Below are 16,637 nucleotides of genomic sequence, written 5' to 3'. Positions count from 1 at the left end.
ACTTAACTTTTTTGTGTCCAAGATATTGACTCAGATCCAAATATTTAATACCTCTACCACAGCTACTAAGACTTTAATTAATAATTCTTCTGATGCTAATAAACGTTATTTTGATTTTGTTTCCTTTGATAAAAAAGGAGATTTTTCTATAGGAAAGTTAGACTTTACAGGAAGACCTTTTGTTCCTATGGGTGGAAGCATAATAATAACGGTAACTTCACCAAACGATGTTACTTTTACAATTAATGATGATTTTACATATGACTCAAGGGATGAGAGAGTCTACGAAAAACTTACGATAGAGAATGGAGAAAATTACATATTCCATAATATAAATACTGGTAATGTAAAACTTTTAACTGACATTACTTCTTCTAGTAAAGTGTATTTTGATTATGCATTATATGATAAAAATGATTCACTTATTAAAAAGGGGATAAATAAATATAGCCTTCCAGATATTCCTTCTGAAAATAAACTTGTTATTTCCAATGTTTTTTATGATGCACTCGATTTTTCTGTATTAAATGGTTTTATTTCATATCAGAAAATAGAAGAAAGTGCTTTTGAAAGGTTAACGATAAGTAAAGAAGAGAGTTATATTTTTTACAACAAAACTGAAACTAACCAACTTCTTGATATAGATGACACAAAAGATAGCTTATTTGATTATGCAATTTATAAAGAGGATGATACACCCTATAAATTAGGTATGGAAAAAAATACAAGTTATTCAGTGCCTGCTGGTGGTTATATCGTTATAACCTCTATTTCAGATGAATCTTCGTTTGTTTACAATAATAGTATATTCAAATCTGAAATATATGACTCAGAAGCTTTACTCAAAAAAGAATTATTTCAAGAAGAAAGTTATATGTTTATCAATATCAGTAATAAGGCTATGGCATTAGAAGATAATGCTAGTACCAAAAAGAAATTTAACTATGTTCTATATAATGCTGATGGAACAGTAAAGTCTCAAGGAAATAATACAACATTATCCCCAACAGTTCCTGTTGGTGGGTATGTTATTATAACAGTTACAACTACAGTACCCGTACTGTTTTATACATATAACCTGGCATTTTATGGAGAAGACTCAAATCAAGCTGCATTAGAGACACTAACAATTGAAGAAGGCGAAACGTACATTTTTAAAAATTTATATGATAGCTCCCAAAAAATAATCACTGATGCTTCCTCAATAAATGAAGGATTATTTGATTATGCTATCTAAAGTGCGAAAGGAAATGGGCTTTATAGTTACATTGATGAAAAGAAAAACGTAATTTCTGTAATAGACAATGCCAAATTGGTTGTTACAGTCAATTCACCAACTCCAGTAACACTTACGTATAACAGAGATGTATTTGATGTAGAAAGAAGTCCAAATGAGGCAGTTAAAAGAGTGACGTTATTACCTGAGGAAAGCATTGTTTTTAAAAATCTTACTGATAGATCTGTAATCTTGAAAAATAATGTATCTGATGGAAGTAGATATAGCTACACATCGTATAATGCTGATGGAAGTATATATACAGAGTCTCAAAATGCAATATCCGCTAAACCAATTCCTGAAAGAGGAAAAATAGTTATTTATAATTCTTCAAATGTTCCATTAACCTTTTTTAGCTATTTTAATTTTGTAGCAATTGACAATAGTATTAACTATGTGGATTTCGGTTTAGCGATCACGTTACCTGATGAAGAGCCATCAAATATATTTAACGATTATGCTCGTCGCTATGAAGATGGAAGAGTTTATGTAAAAATACCTACTTTTGGTTTAGATAACTTAGAAGATTTAATAGAAAAAGAAGATTATTTTAGATTAGAAAATGAAATATGGTACAATGCCGTTGCGCTAAAAGAAAAAAGGGATATAGGTATAAAAATTCATGATGATTTTATTCAGTTAACACCTCTTAATCAAAATGCAATAGATGCTGCAAATGATAGAGGAGCGGTAGAAAGAAATTATTCGAAACTAACTGCAAATAATCCAGATTATACGATTTATTTTCTGTGAGGGATGTTAAGTAATTCATCACTTTTTGAATCTGCTAAAATAGATATAATAAAGAGGTATGCAGATCAAGGGTCAACTGTACAGGTGGAAAGTTTTTTTCCTTATGGCACAACAGATAAAATTGATACTAATAACAAAAAAGAAATGGTAAATTTAGCAACTATGCAATTAGATTTTATAATTCAGGATCTTAAAGAAAAAGGCTACTTTTACTACTTATCCCCTTCATATTTATATATAAAAAGTACTTACCAATCAGGGAAGATAGTAATAATTGGTCATAGTGGAGGAGGGGTATCCGGATTCAGAGCTTCTGAAAAACTAAACAATGATGATAAGATTCTTGTCCATGAAATGGTACAAGTTGGATCACCAAGGGTTGAAAGTACAAATAGACATGTTATTAACCAAACAACTTTTTTAAGTGCATATAATGATCCCATTTCAATATTGGGTATTTGGACAGAAGGATATGAGCCGTTACCAGAAAAAAGTTTTACTGTTTTTTTGGAACAACTTGCAAATGGAGCTGCGGCCCATACAAGTTATTTTTCTAATAAACCTTGGGCCATAGCCCCCTCTATATCAAATCTTTCAGTAACACTTGATAAGATCTGGGAAAATATTAAGTAAAGAAGGTATTTAATGAAAAAAATACTATTTACAGGAGCTTTAGTTCTTACAGTTGTAGTAATTTTATCTTGGTTGATAGTACTATATCAGAGGCCAAGTATGCCAGGTGACAGTGTAAGTGATAAAAAAATAATAAGTGAACTATCCAGAGAATATAATTCTATTAAGCAGATAGAGGTAAGTAAGTTGTGGCTAGATAGAGTTAATAAAGAGGTTTTTAATGATTTGAATAGTTATTTATATGAAAAATTACCCGAACAAGAAGTGGAAGAGGATAAATTTAGATTGTTTATATCAACTAAGGGAGAAAAATGGGGAGATGATGTAAAAAATTTTGAAGTGGAAGCGGCTATGAGAGCATGGGTTTATTTATATAATAGAAAATATGACTTACCTATTGCTCTAGTTGAAAGTCATTTTAGACCAACAGGAGGCATTACGGCAAATTACTCTGTGGTAATAGGTAAATCGGAATTTGAACAGTACTACGGAGAATTAACTGGCACAAGCTTATCTGAAGAAGAAATAGCAAAAGAACTAGCAGAAAGATGGGTTAAAGCAACAGGGTATAGTCGGATAAAAGAAACAAAATGAAATTTATTTTGAAAAGATAACTCAATCCAATGTTACTTACTGAAGTACTTTTGAATAACTCCTTTCAAATTCGGAAGTAGTATTTGTTTATACCGGAAAAGAACAATAAAAAAACAAGAAAAAAAGTTGTTATGGTCCCCTGACAGTAGTCAGTAAGACTTCATGTTATTATGAAATCATTAATGTCTACCGAAGGGGATTTTTTTGTTCAAATGTAGAGTAATCCTCTAGTTTTAAAGGCAGAGGCTATAATGCTAAGACTTTCTGAAGCTAAATTAGAAGTATATTAACGTTTGTTTTGGTAAGTAAGAAATGTACCAAATGGCAATTAAAAATGTACCACTTACCAACCCCTAAATTATTTCCCATGTAGTTCGATTCTTTGTATCGATGGCTTTCGCCATTGAAGATGATCAAATGAGAGTGATGAAATAATCGATCATGATCTGACGTGAGACCTTGTCCCATTTGAATGTGACTCCAGTCAAATGGCTTTTCCGTTATTCTTGGCAAGGAAGATTGCTTAAATAGTAGATTGATTTTTCTAGCTTTTCGTTGTTGCAACTCGTTTTCTAAAATTCTATGTAAATACTCCTCATTTGTATTCGCTTCAACCTCCTGATAATGTTGTCCTATCCAACTTAACTTTAGACGTTTTGCGTATTCTTTTATTAACAAGTTCACTAGCGATCTCCACCCGTTCCCTAAAAGAATTGATTATAATGTGCTAATCCTCTAGTGGCATTTGGAACGGTAGGAACAAAACCTTTCGGATGGATGGTATCCCTTTGTCCACGCCCATTTATCAGTTGATAATAGATTTGCTTAATCGAATCAACCGATGGGTGACCATTTTCAGATGCAAGCTGCAATGCTTGCGTAGGTACTTTCATATCATCGTCTTTCAGAATGACGGACAGTAGCCGAAGAGCTTCCTGCTACTCTGGATCCGTACAATTTGAGAGATAGGCTTGCCATTCGATTGGCAACTGTTCATAAAAACTTGTGTATTTAATGGCAGTTGGCCGTTTTACCATCAACGATAAATATGGCTGCCAAATCAAGGATTTTTGTTCCTTACTGTTGTTTGTTCTCAAATTGTATATAAGCTATAAACCAGAAAATAAATACTATTGTAAGATCACTGAAATGATTCTTCAGTGATCTTCTTTTTTCTGAAAGTAATTGAAAGATTAATTATAATGAATTTGGTATTCAAATATACAAAAAGAGGTGGTTTTAATGCCATTTGAACATTTAAACTTCGACGAATTGGAACAGCTATGGAAGAGGATTCAGGATAACTTGACTAAACCTTTTCCGTTGGGCTCCGTACAATTTCGTAATCGAGATGGAAATGGGGCCTACATTCCTTCACGGGTGTACATTCATAGGTTGAATGAAGAAGTGGGTTCCTTATGGTCTTGGAAGATTACCAGTGAGGTAATAGACCGTGAGTCAAACAAAGTACAGGTAAATGGAGTATTAAAAATCCTACATCGTGAACATGAAGGAATGGGTTTTCATGATTTACAAACTTATCACGACAACCCAGGGAAATTTCGAAACTATGAAGATGCGAAACGTGCCGCTGCTGCTGATGCTCTACGTGATGCATGCGACCATTTTGAAATGGGATGGGTGGATTTAGCTCCATATCGAGAATGGGCAAAGAATCCTGGTATTGGGTTGCAAGAGGTTACATCTCAAACAACCAGTGATAAATGCGTTGTTTGCAAAAAAGAACTCAGCAAAATTGATGAGCAAGCCTTACTTCATTATGAGATAAGAAATAAGTATTGTGTGGACCATATTCCAGAACACATGACTCGCAAAAAGGACACATTTATCTCAAGTTAGAAAGAATAACCACTTATATTGATGTAAGAAAATACCAAATGTTCTGATAAGTAATGGTTCACCCATTTAGGTCTACTGTAGATAAGAGGGGTTACTAATGAAGATGATAATAGTGTATATAGAAGGAGAACTTTTGAATGTTCCGGTTCTAACCAATGAGCATTTACGAGCCTATTCACGTATTATGAAGAACGAAGCACCAAATTGCGCTATGTCAGTAATTATTGATTTAACATCCATTGGATGGTTAAAAGAATAAATCGAATATCTAGCATTAGCGAATGATATGGATTTACTGTATAATAAAGCCAATAACATACACGAATGGGAAACCCCCTTTGTTCTCTAGTTTGGTTAGAGATTAAAGGGGGTTTCTTTATTTGTATGGTAGAAAGGGGAAATTATTTTACATGCAAGTTAAAAATAAAGTCTGTTACGTTTTATGTGCTTCCATTATCTCTTTAGGTGTTTGTCAAACAGTTGTAACTCCCGTAAAGGCATACGCTGCTCCTGTTACCGCTCCTACCAATTTTATTGTATCCAATGGTAATGTACCAACTACGAAAATATTGAAATGGAGTGGCACAACTGGATTGGTCACTGTAGAACTTAAGCAGAACAACCAAGTCATGTATGCTAATGAAACAAATGTACAGACCATCACCTTTTCAGGTCTAAAAGCGGGTGATTACGAAGTATACCTTAATGGGACAATAGCAGGTTCGATCATTGTAGAGCCTTTACAGGAAACAGAACATGGTAAAGAAATGGAGAATCAACTAGAAATCGTTCCAGGTTCATTACCAGATAGCAGAATCCTATCTTGGAAAGGAATAACAGGATTGACCAAGGTAGAACTTAGACAGGATGAAAAAATTAATTACACAGCATCTACAAGACAGGCGACACTTACCATAACAAAAATTCCACCTGGTCAATATGATGTCTACTTAAACGGGAAGAAAGCAGGAGCTTTTTCACATTCTACAGATAATCCATCACCTAACCCCAATCCAAATGTGAACATGCCAAAAAATCTAACAGTTTCAGACGGAACTAGTAAAAATTCTAAGCTACTCCAATGGGAAGGTACTGAAGGATTAACGGTTGTCATTATAAAACAAGGAAATACACAGAAATTCCGCTCCCAGACAAGGACTACTAGTATGACCATTCCTAACGTACCAAGCGGGACATTTGATGTTTACATTAATGATGTAAAACTAGGAAGTTTCACTCATACCGGTGATTCTACACCTGTTCAAAATCAAGTAGCAAAGAATGTAAAGGTTACAGAAGATGGGAAAAAAGGAGTCAAGATTTCTTGGGAGGGAACGAGTGGGGAGGTATTGGTAGAAGTAAAAGAAAAGGGATCAAAAGAAGCTAGTTTTCAGTTGAAAACAGCAGAGAAGACAGCAAGGTTTGGTGACTTAGATGTTAATCAAGCGTACCAGGTCTATATAGCTGGTAAAGCTTACGCCATATTTGCTCTAGATGAGCTAGTGGAGAGTAGTGACAATGACTATGATTTATCCGTAGAGAAAAGCAGCGATACATCGATAAAGGTAAAGTGGAAGGGATCTTCTAAGAAGATTCTTGTAGAGATTCGAGATGGAAAGGATGTAGTGAAAAAGGAAAAAACATCAGCAAAGGTTATATCCTTTACCGAACTCGATCCTGATACGAAATATAAGTTATATATCGATGATGACTTTGTTGAGTCCTTTGTTATTAATGATTTAACTGAAGAAAGTAAGCATACAGATGTGAAAAATCTTGATATTCAAAAGTATTCGGAGGACATGTCTGTAGATATAACTTGGGATTGGAAATCTACAGCAAATAAAGAGAATAAGGAAGTAGAAGTTAGTGTTAAACTGGGTTCGAAAATTATGGATAAAAAGAAAACGAAGAATCAAGAGGTTAGCTTCTTTAATTTTGAACCAGATACGAAATATACCCTATTAATTGAAAATAAAGAAGTGGGAGAGATCCTCTTTGGTGAAGATAAATCCCAAATGATTCAAGATATTACGGTAACCGATTATAACCAGGACTCTACTTCCAAGATGATTACGTGGAGTGGAGGCAGCGGAAACGTAAAAGTAAAATTAATGCAGCCTAATACAACAGTAAGAGAGATTACTTCATCAGATCGAAAGGTTACATTCACTAATTTACCAATTGGAGATTATCAGCTTTATATAAATGGGAAAAAGCAATCTCAAATCATACAGGTTACTAGTAATCAAACTATTACCGCTCCGAATATTTCACCCCAACCGCATTATATTACTGATGTTCCCGCTTCCCATTGGGCCATAGGGGTAATTGATAAGCTAGTATCGAGCGGAATAATTAGGAACAACTGGGAAAACCATTTTTAAAGATGTACCAGATAATCATTGGTCGTCACAGTATGTACAAGCAGCTGTAGCTGCAGGTATTGTAGTTCCATAAGAATATAATGGTCAGTTTAAAGGATCTAGTCCTATCTCGAGAGAAGAAAGTGCAGTTCTTTTAGCACGCGCTCTTAATCTCCAAGGTGACAGCAAAGCACTAACATTTAAGGATAAGAACACCATAAAGAACGTATCTCTTGTTGGAGCTGCTGTGAAGGCAAATATTATCAAAGGGTTTCCAGAAAATTCATTTAAACCAAAAGCATCTTTAACACGAGCTCACGCAGCACAATTAATTCATCCTCTTTTGCCATAATACTCCAATTAATAGACGAGACTTAGTTCGCCTAATTCTCGTCTATTTTAATGCTATAACTAGATCGGAGATAAAATTGCGTTAATTTTGTATACAAGTGTTTATTGAATTTTTCAAGATTATTTGAAGGAAAGACATATTATTATTATGCTTAGTGAGGGGGGATTGGAATGTTAAGAAAAAAATTAGCTGTAAAGCTTTTTCCACAAGTGTTTCAAGAAGTGAAATCTATGAGATCTATTTATCGGAACCAAAGAAATTGGGTGTTTTTGCCCATCCCCTCGAAAAGGTGGATTAAGGGATCTTCCGATAAACAAATCCCTGTTAAATAAAGAATGGACGCTTCCTTATAGGGGTACAGCCAACATTTCGGATTTACAACGCTAAGCCAATTTTCCTGACGAGACCTCCGTTTTTAACAACGTTAAGAAAGTTTCAATGGTCTTAAAGAATCTAATAAAATCGCTTTCTCCGAATTAAAATGGTAAATGCAGCCAGGTGTTTCATCTCTACATGCAGATGCAAATCCACATTATGGAACCGGAAAAGGAGCCACCATCTACCGTTTTACTAGTGATCAATTCTCCTCTTACTACACCAAGATTATTCATACAAATTCAAGGGATGCGATTCATGTTTTAGATGGATTGTTGCTCCGTTTATCGCACTTTTCTCCCCATCAACCGAACCCGTTAATTTTCCAGTGAGTCTTTTTTTGTCTTTAGTAAACTAATTAGGATACGATAAACGAAATTCCAATTTAAACGGGTCAAAAGCAGCTTTACATTCGTCTAATCTTTTGAAGGGAGGGGCAGCGGTGCTTATTCAAGAAAGTAATGATTTAGAAATAACTAGTGATGATCTTTTGCATCAGTTAATGGTTAAGTATGGATCAGAGTTAAAACGGATCGCCTATTTGTATGTAAATGATCGAGTTGAATGTGAAGATATCATTCAGGAAGTTTTCATAACTTGTTATCAAAACTTGGCCAATTTTCGTCATGAAGCTAGTTATAAGACTTGGTTAATTAGAATTACGATTAACAAATGTAAGGATCATCGTAAGCGATGGAGCATTAAGAATCTAATTTATAAACCAGAAATTTATTCATTGAATACAAGTCATTCATCCGAAAATGAATATATTTCAGCAACAACATTCCAAAGAAATAATAAAACAAATCGCTAGTCTTTCAGGAAAATACAAAGAAGTTCTCATTCTTTATTACTATCAGGAAATGAACATGAAGGAAATAAGTAATGTCTTAAATATTAGTATAAATACCGTAAAATCAAGACTGTTACGTGGAAAAGAAGCCCTTAAAAGAAAACTTGAAAGGAGTAGTCAACTTGAATAACTTTGATAAGAAGATATCAGGTAAAGTGAAGAGTTATTTAGATGAAAATGTTGAATTTTCGACTGAAGAAAGTGAGAAAATTCACCTAAAAATTCAACAAGAGTTTTATAAATCAAGAAGCGCTAATCCGTTATATTGGACAGTTTTGGCTTCTGCAGCAATTATTTTTCTCGTACTAAGCCTATCTTTTCTAAAAAGTCCAATTGTAGTTCCGGAAAACGAGCATGTTGCACAGGGTTCTGGTAATGAAAATATTACCTTACCTGAAGGTGAAGAATTAGCGGTGGACCTGTCTGAAATTGAACAAATGAATATTGGTGCCGAGATGCCCCGACTTTTATATGCCGATAACCAGATAGCAGTTATGCAGGGTACATTTGGAGTAGTCGTATATAATATGCAAGATTCAATTGTTACTAATCGAATTTCATATGAGCAAATTAAGTCATATGGCATCTCAATGATGTTGGCATCTGTATCGCAAGATGGTACAACAATCTTTATTGGAAATGATGATATGTCTATGTCGTCTAATAAATATATATTTACTCACCAATATGATATTAGTACTAGAATAATCAAAAAAACTACACAACAGCCATCAAATTTATTTAGTCCTAAAACTATTGAACAACCAGGTTATCATGAGCAATACGACGATTTACAATATGGTACGAGTCACAATATTGTAGAATTTGATAAGTCATTTATATATCTTCGCTCCGCAAAATGGGAAATGAAAGACCTACAAATTGTTAATTGCCCGTATGAAGATGGTGAAAGCAAAGTCTTTGATGTGTTCAAATGAGAATTATAATCATAGCCTTTATTCACCGATCGGGCCCATTGCAAATCTGCTAAAGTGGAAAAATTTGAATCTGCTGAAATGGAGTTAGGGAACAATTGACTTGAATTATCCACTACACCTCTAACAAACTCATCGTAATATTGATAAGGCATATACCATAAGCGTTTTTCTGGAATTGTTTTCGATTAGCTATCTTCAATTCTTTTAAAAATAATATTAATCATTCCTAACATAAAAGAAACATTTGAGAAGGGGAAAATTTTGCTATTAGGGGTACCACCGACAAAACGCAGATATTATACGTTAAGACATTTTATGGAAGGTAAAACCTTGATTTTTCTATGCTAAGTAGAAAAATCAAGGTTCTTTATTTTCTAAGTGGACGCAAGGAATGTATGGAGTTCGAAGCCTCCGTTTTAAATGAATATTCTCCTAGTTCCCATCCTAACGGTGAGATGTGTGGAAGCAATTCCTCTTGATATTTTCCCATATCTTTAAAGTGTTCAATAGCTTGTGACAGATACACGGTATTCCAAATGCTAATGGGGTGTTTTTGCCCAACGCCCTGAAAAAGGCGAACAGGCTGAAACCATTGGTACAACTAAGTTTCAGATAAGCGGTTGTTAAGTCTCCTTAAAGGTGTACTTTTAAAACCTATCTGATACAGGCTGATTTATGCGTTTAAAAATGTATGAAAAACATTTTATAAACGTTTATTAAACTGATCATACCTTTGGAAACAAAATATAGTAGAATGATAGAAGAAAATAAATCTTCTGGAGGAAGTTCGTTGTGAAGATCGGTTATGTTCGCGTTTCGTCTACAGATCAAAATGAAGAACGTCAAGTGAAAAAAATGTTAGCTTTAGGCATCGAAGAGCGAATGATCTTTGTTGATAAACAAAGTGGAAAAGACTTTAATCGCCCCAGCTACCAGACGATGAAGCGTATCCTGCGAAAAGGGGATCTCCTTTATCTGGATGCCCTAGATCGATTGGGAAGGGATTACGAAGGGATTATCCACGAATGGAAACACATCACAAGGAACATTCAAGCAGATATTGTCGTGTTGGAAAACGAAACATTGTTTGATAGTCGTAAATATAGTGAGATGGGAGATATCGGAAAGTTAATGGAAGATCAGTTTCTAAGCCTTCTCTCTTATGTGGCCGAACAAGAACGAAAGAAAATCAAACAGCGCCAAGCCGAAGGCATAGCACTCGCCAAATCTCAAGGTAAACATTTGGGACGACCAAAGCTTAATTTACGGACCCTTTCCCATGAACAGCACCAATTATTAGATTCTCACTATCCGAAGTGGAAAAATAAAGAGATCACGGGCGTTGAGTTCATGCGTTTACTTGGGTTGAAAAAGAACTCATTTTATAAAGTAGTCAGGGAATTTGAGATTGGAATATGAATATGGAGAATAATACAACGAACCAAAAACGGTTGAAGATTCTTAGTGACGATGAAATAAAGATCATTTATGACAGACCAAGCTTCTCATACGAAGATCGCTGTTCTTATTTTTCTCTTTCACAGCCAGAGAAAGAGCTGCTACACACATTGCGTTCTGTCAAATCTAAGGCTTATTTCGTTTTACAACTGGGTTATTTCAAAGCCAAACAACTATTTTTTACATTTGACCTCCATGAGGTAGAAGAGGATCTTCAATATATTCTGAAGGAACATTTCAACAACAGTAAAATTATTGACCTGAGTTCAATTGATAAGTCCACTAGGTTAAAACAACAACAATTGATTCTTAAATTATTTAACTACCAAAGTTGCGGCGCTAAAGAACGGCGTAAGATGGAGGAGAAGGCTCAAAGGGCTGCAGCGTTTTGTGGTAAGCCTATTTATATTTTTCGAGAAATCATGAATTATTTGTCTGAAAACTGCATTGTTGTTCCCGGCTATAGTTTTATGCAAGATATGACAGGACAGGCAATAACCCACGAGCAAAACCGATTAATCACATTGATGCAGGATTGTCTTAAACAGACTGATATTGAATCCTTAGATCGATTACTTGAGGACTCTTCGGGGCTGTATGAAATAACACTACTAAAACACGAACCGAAAGACTTTAGCGCCACTGAAATAAAGCTTGAAATGAATCGTGGTAAACAAATACAGCATTTATATTACCTTGCTCAAGAACTGTTACCAAAGTTAGGTGTTTCTAACGAAAGCATCAAGTACTATGCTTCGTTAGTAAGTTACTACTCTGTCTACAAGCTCAAACGGCTGAATGTATGGATTGTTTATGTCTATCTGTTTTGTTTTGTATCCCATCGTTATCAACGGATGCATGACAACCTGATCAACACCCTCATATATAGCGTAAGAGGTTATGCAGATGAAGCTAAATTAGCAGCAAAAGAACGAGTTTACGAGTGCTATACAGAGAGTAATCAAGACATGAAAAAAGCAGGGGAACTGCTTAAAATATTCACTGATGATCATATTCCTGCCAATACTCCCTTTAAGGATATTCAAGACCGTGCGTTTACAATTCTGGAACGTCAGAAACTGGAATCCGTAGCGAAACAGATTACTACAAATATAAAATATGATGAAACTGCCTTCCAATGGGAACATATTGATCAGCAGGCACGACGATTTAAACGTTATTTAAGACCTATATTTTTGCAGGTTGATTTCGTAGCTCCTTCACCAAATGATCCATTAATTAAAGCTGTGAATTTTATGAAAACTGCTTTTAATAAGAATAAAGCATTAGGACAATATCACTCAGATGATTTGCCGAATGGTTTCATATCCGATGGTGTGAAGCGTTATATCTATGAACAAAAAACAATTTTAGCAGACCGCTATGAATTTTTAGTCTATCGCCTCCTACGCAAGCGTTTGGAAGCAGGAGATATTTTTTGTCGTGATAGTATCCGATTTCGCAGTTTTGAGGACGACCTGATCAATGATCGTCAATGGGAACAGAAAGAAATGTTGATCGCTGATACTAATCTGACGATTTTCAACCAACCCATTCATAGTCATTTAGTGGAGCTTGAGAAGCGACTAGAAGATCGAATTACTAAAGTTAACCAGAGTATTTCATCTGGGGAAAATGAGCATCTTCAAATCAAAAAACGGGGCTCACATACCCGATGGACATTACCTTATACTCGGGACACAGAATCTATTAATCACTCATTCTACGATACATTAAAGCAAATAAACATTAGGAGTGTCTTGCATTTTGTTCAACAGCACTGTCAATTCCTTGACTCATTTGAGCACATCTTAGGACGTTATGCCAAACAGAATAAAGAAAATCGAATTCTTGTCGCCTGTCTGATTGCTTGGGGAACCAACATGGGGTTAGGGAGAATGGGGGAAATTTCTGATATTAGCTATCCGTTACTGGCTGCCACATCTGATAACTTTATTCGTCCGGAGACTTTAAAAGAGGCTAATGATTGTATTAGTAATGCAATAGCCAAACTTCCAATCTTTAAACATTATGACATTGGGGAGACGATTCATTCTAGTAGTGATGGACAGAAAGCCGAGACTCGAATCAATACCATTAATTCCCGTCATTCACCTAAATACTTTGGCCTTGGTAAAGGGATTGTTTCCTACACAATGGTAGCCAACCATATCCCTGTTAACGCCCGAATCATTGGGGCCAATGAGCATGAAAGTCATTATGTATTTGATATTTTATTTAACAACACAACTGATATTCAGCCTGATGTGCATTCCACGGATACACATGGGACCAACGAAGTGAATTTTGCTATTCTTCACTTTTTTGGCTATCAGTTTGCTCCACGCTACAAGGATATTCACGATAAGTTCAACAAATCTCTTTACGGATTCAAACATCCAAGCCAATATGAAGATAAACTGATAAAGCCAGTTCGGAAGATAAATACGAATCTTATTATAGAAGAATGGGAAAATATTCAACGAATTATGCTATCTCTTGCGGTTAAAACAACCACACAAAGCATTATTATTGGTAAGTTAAGTGCTTATGCACGGAAGAACAAAACCAAACGTGCTTTATGGGAGTACGATAACATCATAAGAAGTCTATATTTTTTGGATTATATTGATTCTCCACCTTTACGACGGAATGTGCAAAAGGCATTAAACCGGGGGGAAGCAAAGCAGTATCCTTTGCTAATTTTGGAAAATTGCGTTTTAAAAATGAAAATGATCAACATATCTGGGGCGAATGCAGTCTCTTACTCTCCAATTGCATTATTTATTACAATGCTAGTATTTTATCTAATATGTTGGCTTACAGAGAAACAAAGGGTCTGGATTCGGATGTTATGAAAAAAATATCCCCAGTTGCATGGCAACATATTAACTTCTATGGAAGATACGAGTTTAATATACAACAAGAGTCTGTTGACATGGAGGCAATCATACAGGAATTAGCGCAATTAAACGTAATACCGGAAACAGAGTAAGCAATGTTTCAGGAGTACTTCCCTAGTCTTTTAGTGAAGTACTCCTTATTCCACCTTTTCGGGGGGATGGGCAAAAACACCCAAATTATAAAATTCAAAAAGAGAAAAATTATAAAGGTAGCAAACAGTAAGGGTTTTTTATTATAGATTCAAACCATTAGGTGACAGATGTTTAATGCCGTGGTTTTTGGTTGTTATATGTTTGGTATAAGATACCTACTCACGAGGAGGAAAAATGTGAACGAAAGTATACTCATTATAGAAGACGAAGTAGGATTAATTAAAATGCTAAAACGGCTGTTAGATAAGGAAGGATTTCAAGAGATATACCAAGCCGAGTCAGGTGCTGAAGCATTGAAAAAGGTACAGGAACACAGGATTGATCTAATATTGATCGATGTCATGTTGCCTGATACAAACGGTTTCGATTTGTGTCAACAAATTAGGGAAATGTCAGATGTACCCATTATCTTTTTAACAGCACGTACTACTGATATTGACAAATTAACTGGCTTTTCTATGGGTGGCGATGATTATATAACGAAACCTTTTAATCCCCTCGAAGTCGCTGCCCGAATCAAAGCCATTCTACATCGTCAAAGGAAAACAATACCGGAGATAGCTCAGGTATTTCAAACAGAGCATTTCGTTTTACATTATGACCAAGCAAGGTTGATTGTGGAAGGAAAAGAAGTAAATTGCCCAGCCAAGGAGTTCCAATTACTAAAATTCATGTGCCAGCATCCCAATCAGGTTTTTAGCGTAGACCATCTATATGAAAAAGTTTGGGGAGATTACAGTATTGTGGGGAAAGAAAATACGGTTATGGTCCATATTAGTCGTCTGCGTCAAAAAATTGAAAAAGATCCTAAACATCCCAAGTATTTAAAAAATGTGAGGGGATTGGGTTACATGCTAAATAATGAAAAACAAAGGAGTCCCCAATGAAATTAGAAACCAAAATTTCATTGATATTAATAATTATTTTATTGACCATAGGTGCTATTTTTTTTATTACGGGATTTTCAGTCCTTAACTTTTTGAACATTCCATTAGGAATTAATGGATTGGTGACATATGTTTTATTCCCACTACTATTCATTGGAATGCTTATTCTGATTGGACTTGTTATCGACCGTCAAATCAGGAAGCCTCTTTTCTTTTTTATACGCTGGATTGATCAATTATCACTTGGGGTTTTTAAAATGCCTGATACAATAAAGGATTTCCCCTTAAATAAGATGAGGTTTAGTCTGTTTTTGGAACTTAAATCAAAGCTTGATGGTTTAACATATCAACTCAATGCAGCAGAGAAAGAACGAAAAGAACTTGATGAAACAAGGAAGAACTGGACCTCAGGGGTGACACATGACTTAAAAACACCGTTGTCTTACATTAAAGGTTATGCAGCCATGCTTCGTTCCGAACATAAATGGGATGAAGAAGAAATTAAGGAATTTGCTAATATTATTGAAGATAAATCATTATATATGGAGCAGTTAATTGATGATTTAGGTGGTGTTTATGAGTTTGATAAAATGCAAATTCCTTTGAATTTAAGTACTACAAATCTGGTCACTTTTGTAAAAAATGTTTTGGAAGATCTTCGTCAGTATCCGATGGCTAATGACTATCCTATTCATTTAAAATTCAAGGATGAAGGCGATATTTTATTATCTTTTGATCAGACATTATTAAAAAGAGCACTAGAAAATTTCATTATGAATGCTATTTATCATAATCCCCGTGAAACAACGATTACTGTCTCCATAGAAACAATAGAAGGTTCAACCTTAATAGAAATTAAAGACGATGGCATCGGAATGGATGATAAAACAATTCAACAATTATTTAATCAATATTACCGGGGGACGACGACGGACAAGTCACATCTCGGGTCAGGGTTGGGAATGTCCATTGCTAAACAGTTTATTGAAAAACAAGGGGGACAGATTAAAGTCGAAAGTGAGCCAAATAAAGGAACGAAGATAAAAATTTTATTTCCTTACTAAAATTAAGGTTCTGTTAAGACACCATTTCAATGGTGTTTATTTTTTTGCCCTATACTACATATTGAAACTGATTGTTCGCAGTGAACCATTCATTATTGAATTGGAAGGAATGAAATAAATGGAAAAACCTTTATATACGCAAAGATGGAAAGACCTGAATCAAACTACCAAA

General features: G+C 34.9%; 17 protein-coding genes and 3 pseudogenes. 17 read left to right on the top strand and 3 right to left on the bottom strand.

Annotation, left to right across the window (positions count from 1 at the left end; genetic code table 11):
* The 4 genes from LM917_RS18620 to LM917_RS18605 form a co-directional block, all read left to right on the top strand.
* Positions 1–1,237 (top strand): hypothetical protein (locus LM917_RS18620; RefSeq protein ID WP_232699213.1); only part of this gene is annotated, 1,237 nt, incomplete at its 5' end.
* A gap of 171 nt (positions 1,238–1,408) precedes the next feature.
* Positions 1,409–2,029, top strand: coding sequence for a hypothetical protein (locus tag LM917_RS18615; protein WP_232699211.1), 621 nt, complete (start codon positions 1,409–1,411; stop codon positions 2,027–2,029).
* Positions 2,030–2,032: 3 nt separating this feature from the next.
* Positions 2,033–2,662: a hypothetical protein gene (locus tag LM917_RS18610; protein ID WP_232699209.1), complete on the top strand. Its 630-nt coding sequence runs from the start codon at positions 2,033–2,035 to the stop codon at positions 2,660–2,662.
* A gap of 12 nt (positions 2,663–2,674) precedes the next feature.
* Entirely contained in the window at positions 2,675–3,256 is a 582-nt protein-coding gene (locus LM917_RS18605; protein ID WP_232699207.1) for a hypothetical protein, read from the top strand.
* Positions 3,257–3,526: 270 nt separating this feature from the next.
* Here LM917_RS18605 and LM917_RS18600 read toward each other — a convergent pair whose 3' ends face one another.
* Entirely contained in the window at positions 3,527–3,940 is a 414-nt protein-coding gene (locus tag LM917_RS18600) for an ATP-binding protein (RefSeq protein ID WP_232699206.1), read from the bottom strand.
* A 20-nt stretch (positions 3,941–3,960) separates the two neighbouring features.
* Entirely contained in the window at positions 3,961–4,149 is a 189-nt protein-coding gene (locus tag LM917_RS18595) for a hypothetical protein (protein ID WP_232699205.1), read from the bottom strand.
* A 349-nt stretch (positions 4,150–4,498) separates the two neighbouring features.
* On the opposite strand from LM917_RS18595, the gene LM917_RS18590 reads away from it, so the two are divergent.
* The 9 genes and pseudogenes from LM917_RS18590 (at position 4,499) to LM917_RS18565 (ending at position 10,000) form a co-directional block, all read left to right on the top strand.
* Positions 4,499–5,116, top strand: coding sequence for a Rad52/Rad22 family DNA repair protein (locus LM917_RS18590; RefSeq protein ID WP_232699204.1), 618 nt, complete (start codon positions 4,499–4,501; stop codon positions 5,114–5,116).
* Between the two features lie 103 nt (positions 5,117–5,219).
* Positions 5,220–5,375, top strand: coding sequence for a hypothetical protein (locus LM917_RS18585; protein WP_232699203.1), 156 nt, complete (start codon positions 5,220–5,222; stop codon positions 5,373–5,375).
* A gap of 151 nt (positions 5,376–5,526) precedes the next feature.
* Positions 5,527–7,503: a hypothetical protein gene (locus LM917_RS18580; protein WP_232699202.1), complete on the top strand. Its 1,977-nt coding sequence runs from the start codon at positions 5,527–5,529 to the stop codon at positions 7,501–7,503.
* A complete protein-coding gene (locus LM917_RS24820; RefSeq protein WP_373688807.1) occupies positions 7,496–7,576 on the top strand; it encodes an S-layer homology domain-containing protein in 81 nt (26 codons plus the stop codon). The genes LM917_RS18580 and LM917_RS24820 overlap by 8 nt, the downstream gene beginning before the upstream one ends.
* Positions 7,577–7,609: 33 nt before the next feature.
* Positions 7,610–7,834 (top strand): S-layer homology domain-containing protein, encoded by a 225-nt coding sequence (locus LM917_RS24815; RefSeq protein WP_373688806.1) that lies wholly within the window; start codon positions 7,610–7,612, stop codon positions 7,832–7,834.
* Between the two features lie 488 nt (positions 7,835–8,322).
* Positions 8,323–8,508 (top strand): annotated as a pseudogene (locus tag LM917_RS18575) (Tn3 family transposase); the annotation flags it as partial.
* A gap of 143 nt (positions 8,509–8,651) precedes the next feature.
* Positions 8,652–9,023 carry a sigma-70 family RNA polymerase sigma factor gene (locus LM917_RS18570; RefSeq protein ID WP_232699201.1) on the top strand — a complete coding sequence of 124 codons (372 nt, stop codon included), beginning with the start codon at positions 8,652–8,654 and terminating at the stop codon, positions 9,021–9,023.
* The gene (locus LM917_RS24810) at positions 8,971–9,192 is read left to right on the top strand and encodes an RNA polymerase sigma factor (protein WP_373688803.1); all 222 of its coding nucleotides are present in this window, start codon (positions 8,971–8,973) and stop codon (positions 9,190–9,192) included. Before LM917_RS18570 ends, LM917_RS24810 begins: the two co-directional genes overlap by 53 nt.
* Complete coding sequence (locus LM917_RS18565) at positions 9,185–10,000, top strand: hypothetical protein (protein ID WP_232699199.1); 816 nt, start codon at positions 9,185–9,187, stop codon at positions 9,998–10,000. The genes LM917_RS24810 and LM917_RS18565 overlap by 8 nt, the downstream gene beginning before the upstream one ends.
* A gap of 367 nt (positions 10,001–10,367) precedes the next feature.
* On the opposite strand, the pseudogene LM917_RS18560 reads toward LM917_RS18565, so the two are convergent.
* Positions 10,368–10,544, bottom strand: a pseudogene (locus LM917_RS18560) (Tn3 family transposase); the annotation flags it as partial.
* Between the two features lie 248 nt (positions 10,545–10,792).
* Here LM917_RS18560 and LM917_RS18555 point away from each other — a divergent pair.
* The 4 genes and pseudogenes from LM917_RS18555 (at position 10,793) to LM917_RS18540 (ending at position 16,465) form a co-directional block, all read left to right on the top strand.
* Entirely contained in the window at positions 10,793–11,419 is a 627-nt protein-coding gene (locus LM917_RS18555) for a recombinase family protein (RefSeq protein ID WP_232699197.1), read from the top strand.
* Positions 11,420–11,421: 2 nt separating this feature from the next.
* Positions 11,422–14,453: pseudogene (locus LM917_RS18550) on the top strand (Tn3 family transposase).
* A gap of 237 nt (positions 14,454–14,690) precedes the next feature.
* Entirely contained in the window at positions 14,691–15,401 is a 711-nt protein-coding gene (locus tag LM917_RS18545; RefSeq protein ID WP_309241963.1) for a response regulator transcription factor, read from the top strand.
* Positions 15,398–16,465, top strand: coding sequence for a sensor histidine kinase (locus LM917_RS18540; RefSeq protein WP_232699196.1), 1,068 nt, complete (start codon positions 15,398–15,400; stop codon positions 16,463–16,465). The genes LM917_RS18545 and LM917_RS18540 overlap by 4 nt, the downstream gene beginning before the upstream one ends.
* Positions 16,466–16,637: the final 172 nt, after the last annotated feature.

Origin of the sequence: Brevibacillus daliensis (assembly GCF_021245735.1) — a bacterium.
Taxonomy (GTDB): Bacteria; Bacillota; Bacilli; order Brevibacillales; family Brevibacillaceae; genus Brevibacillus_B; species Brevibacillus_B daliensis.
Note: the sequence above shows the minus strand (reverse complement) of the source record. Positions and strands in the feature narration are given on the sequence as shown.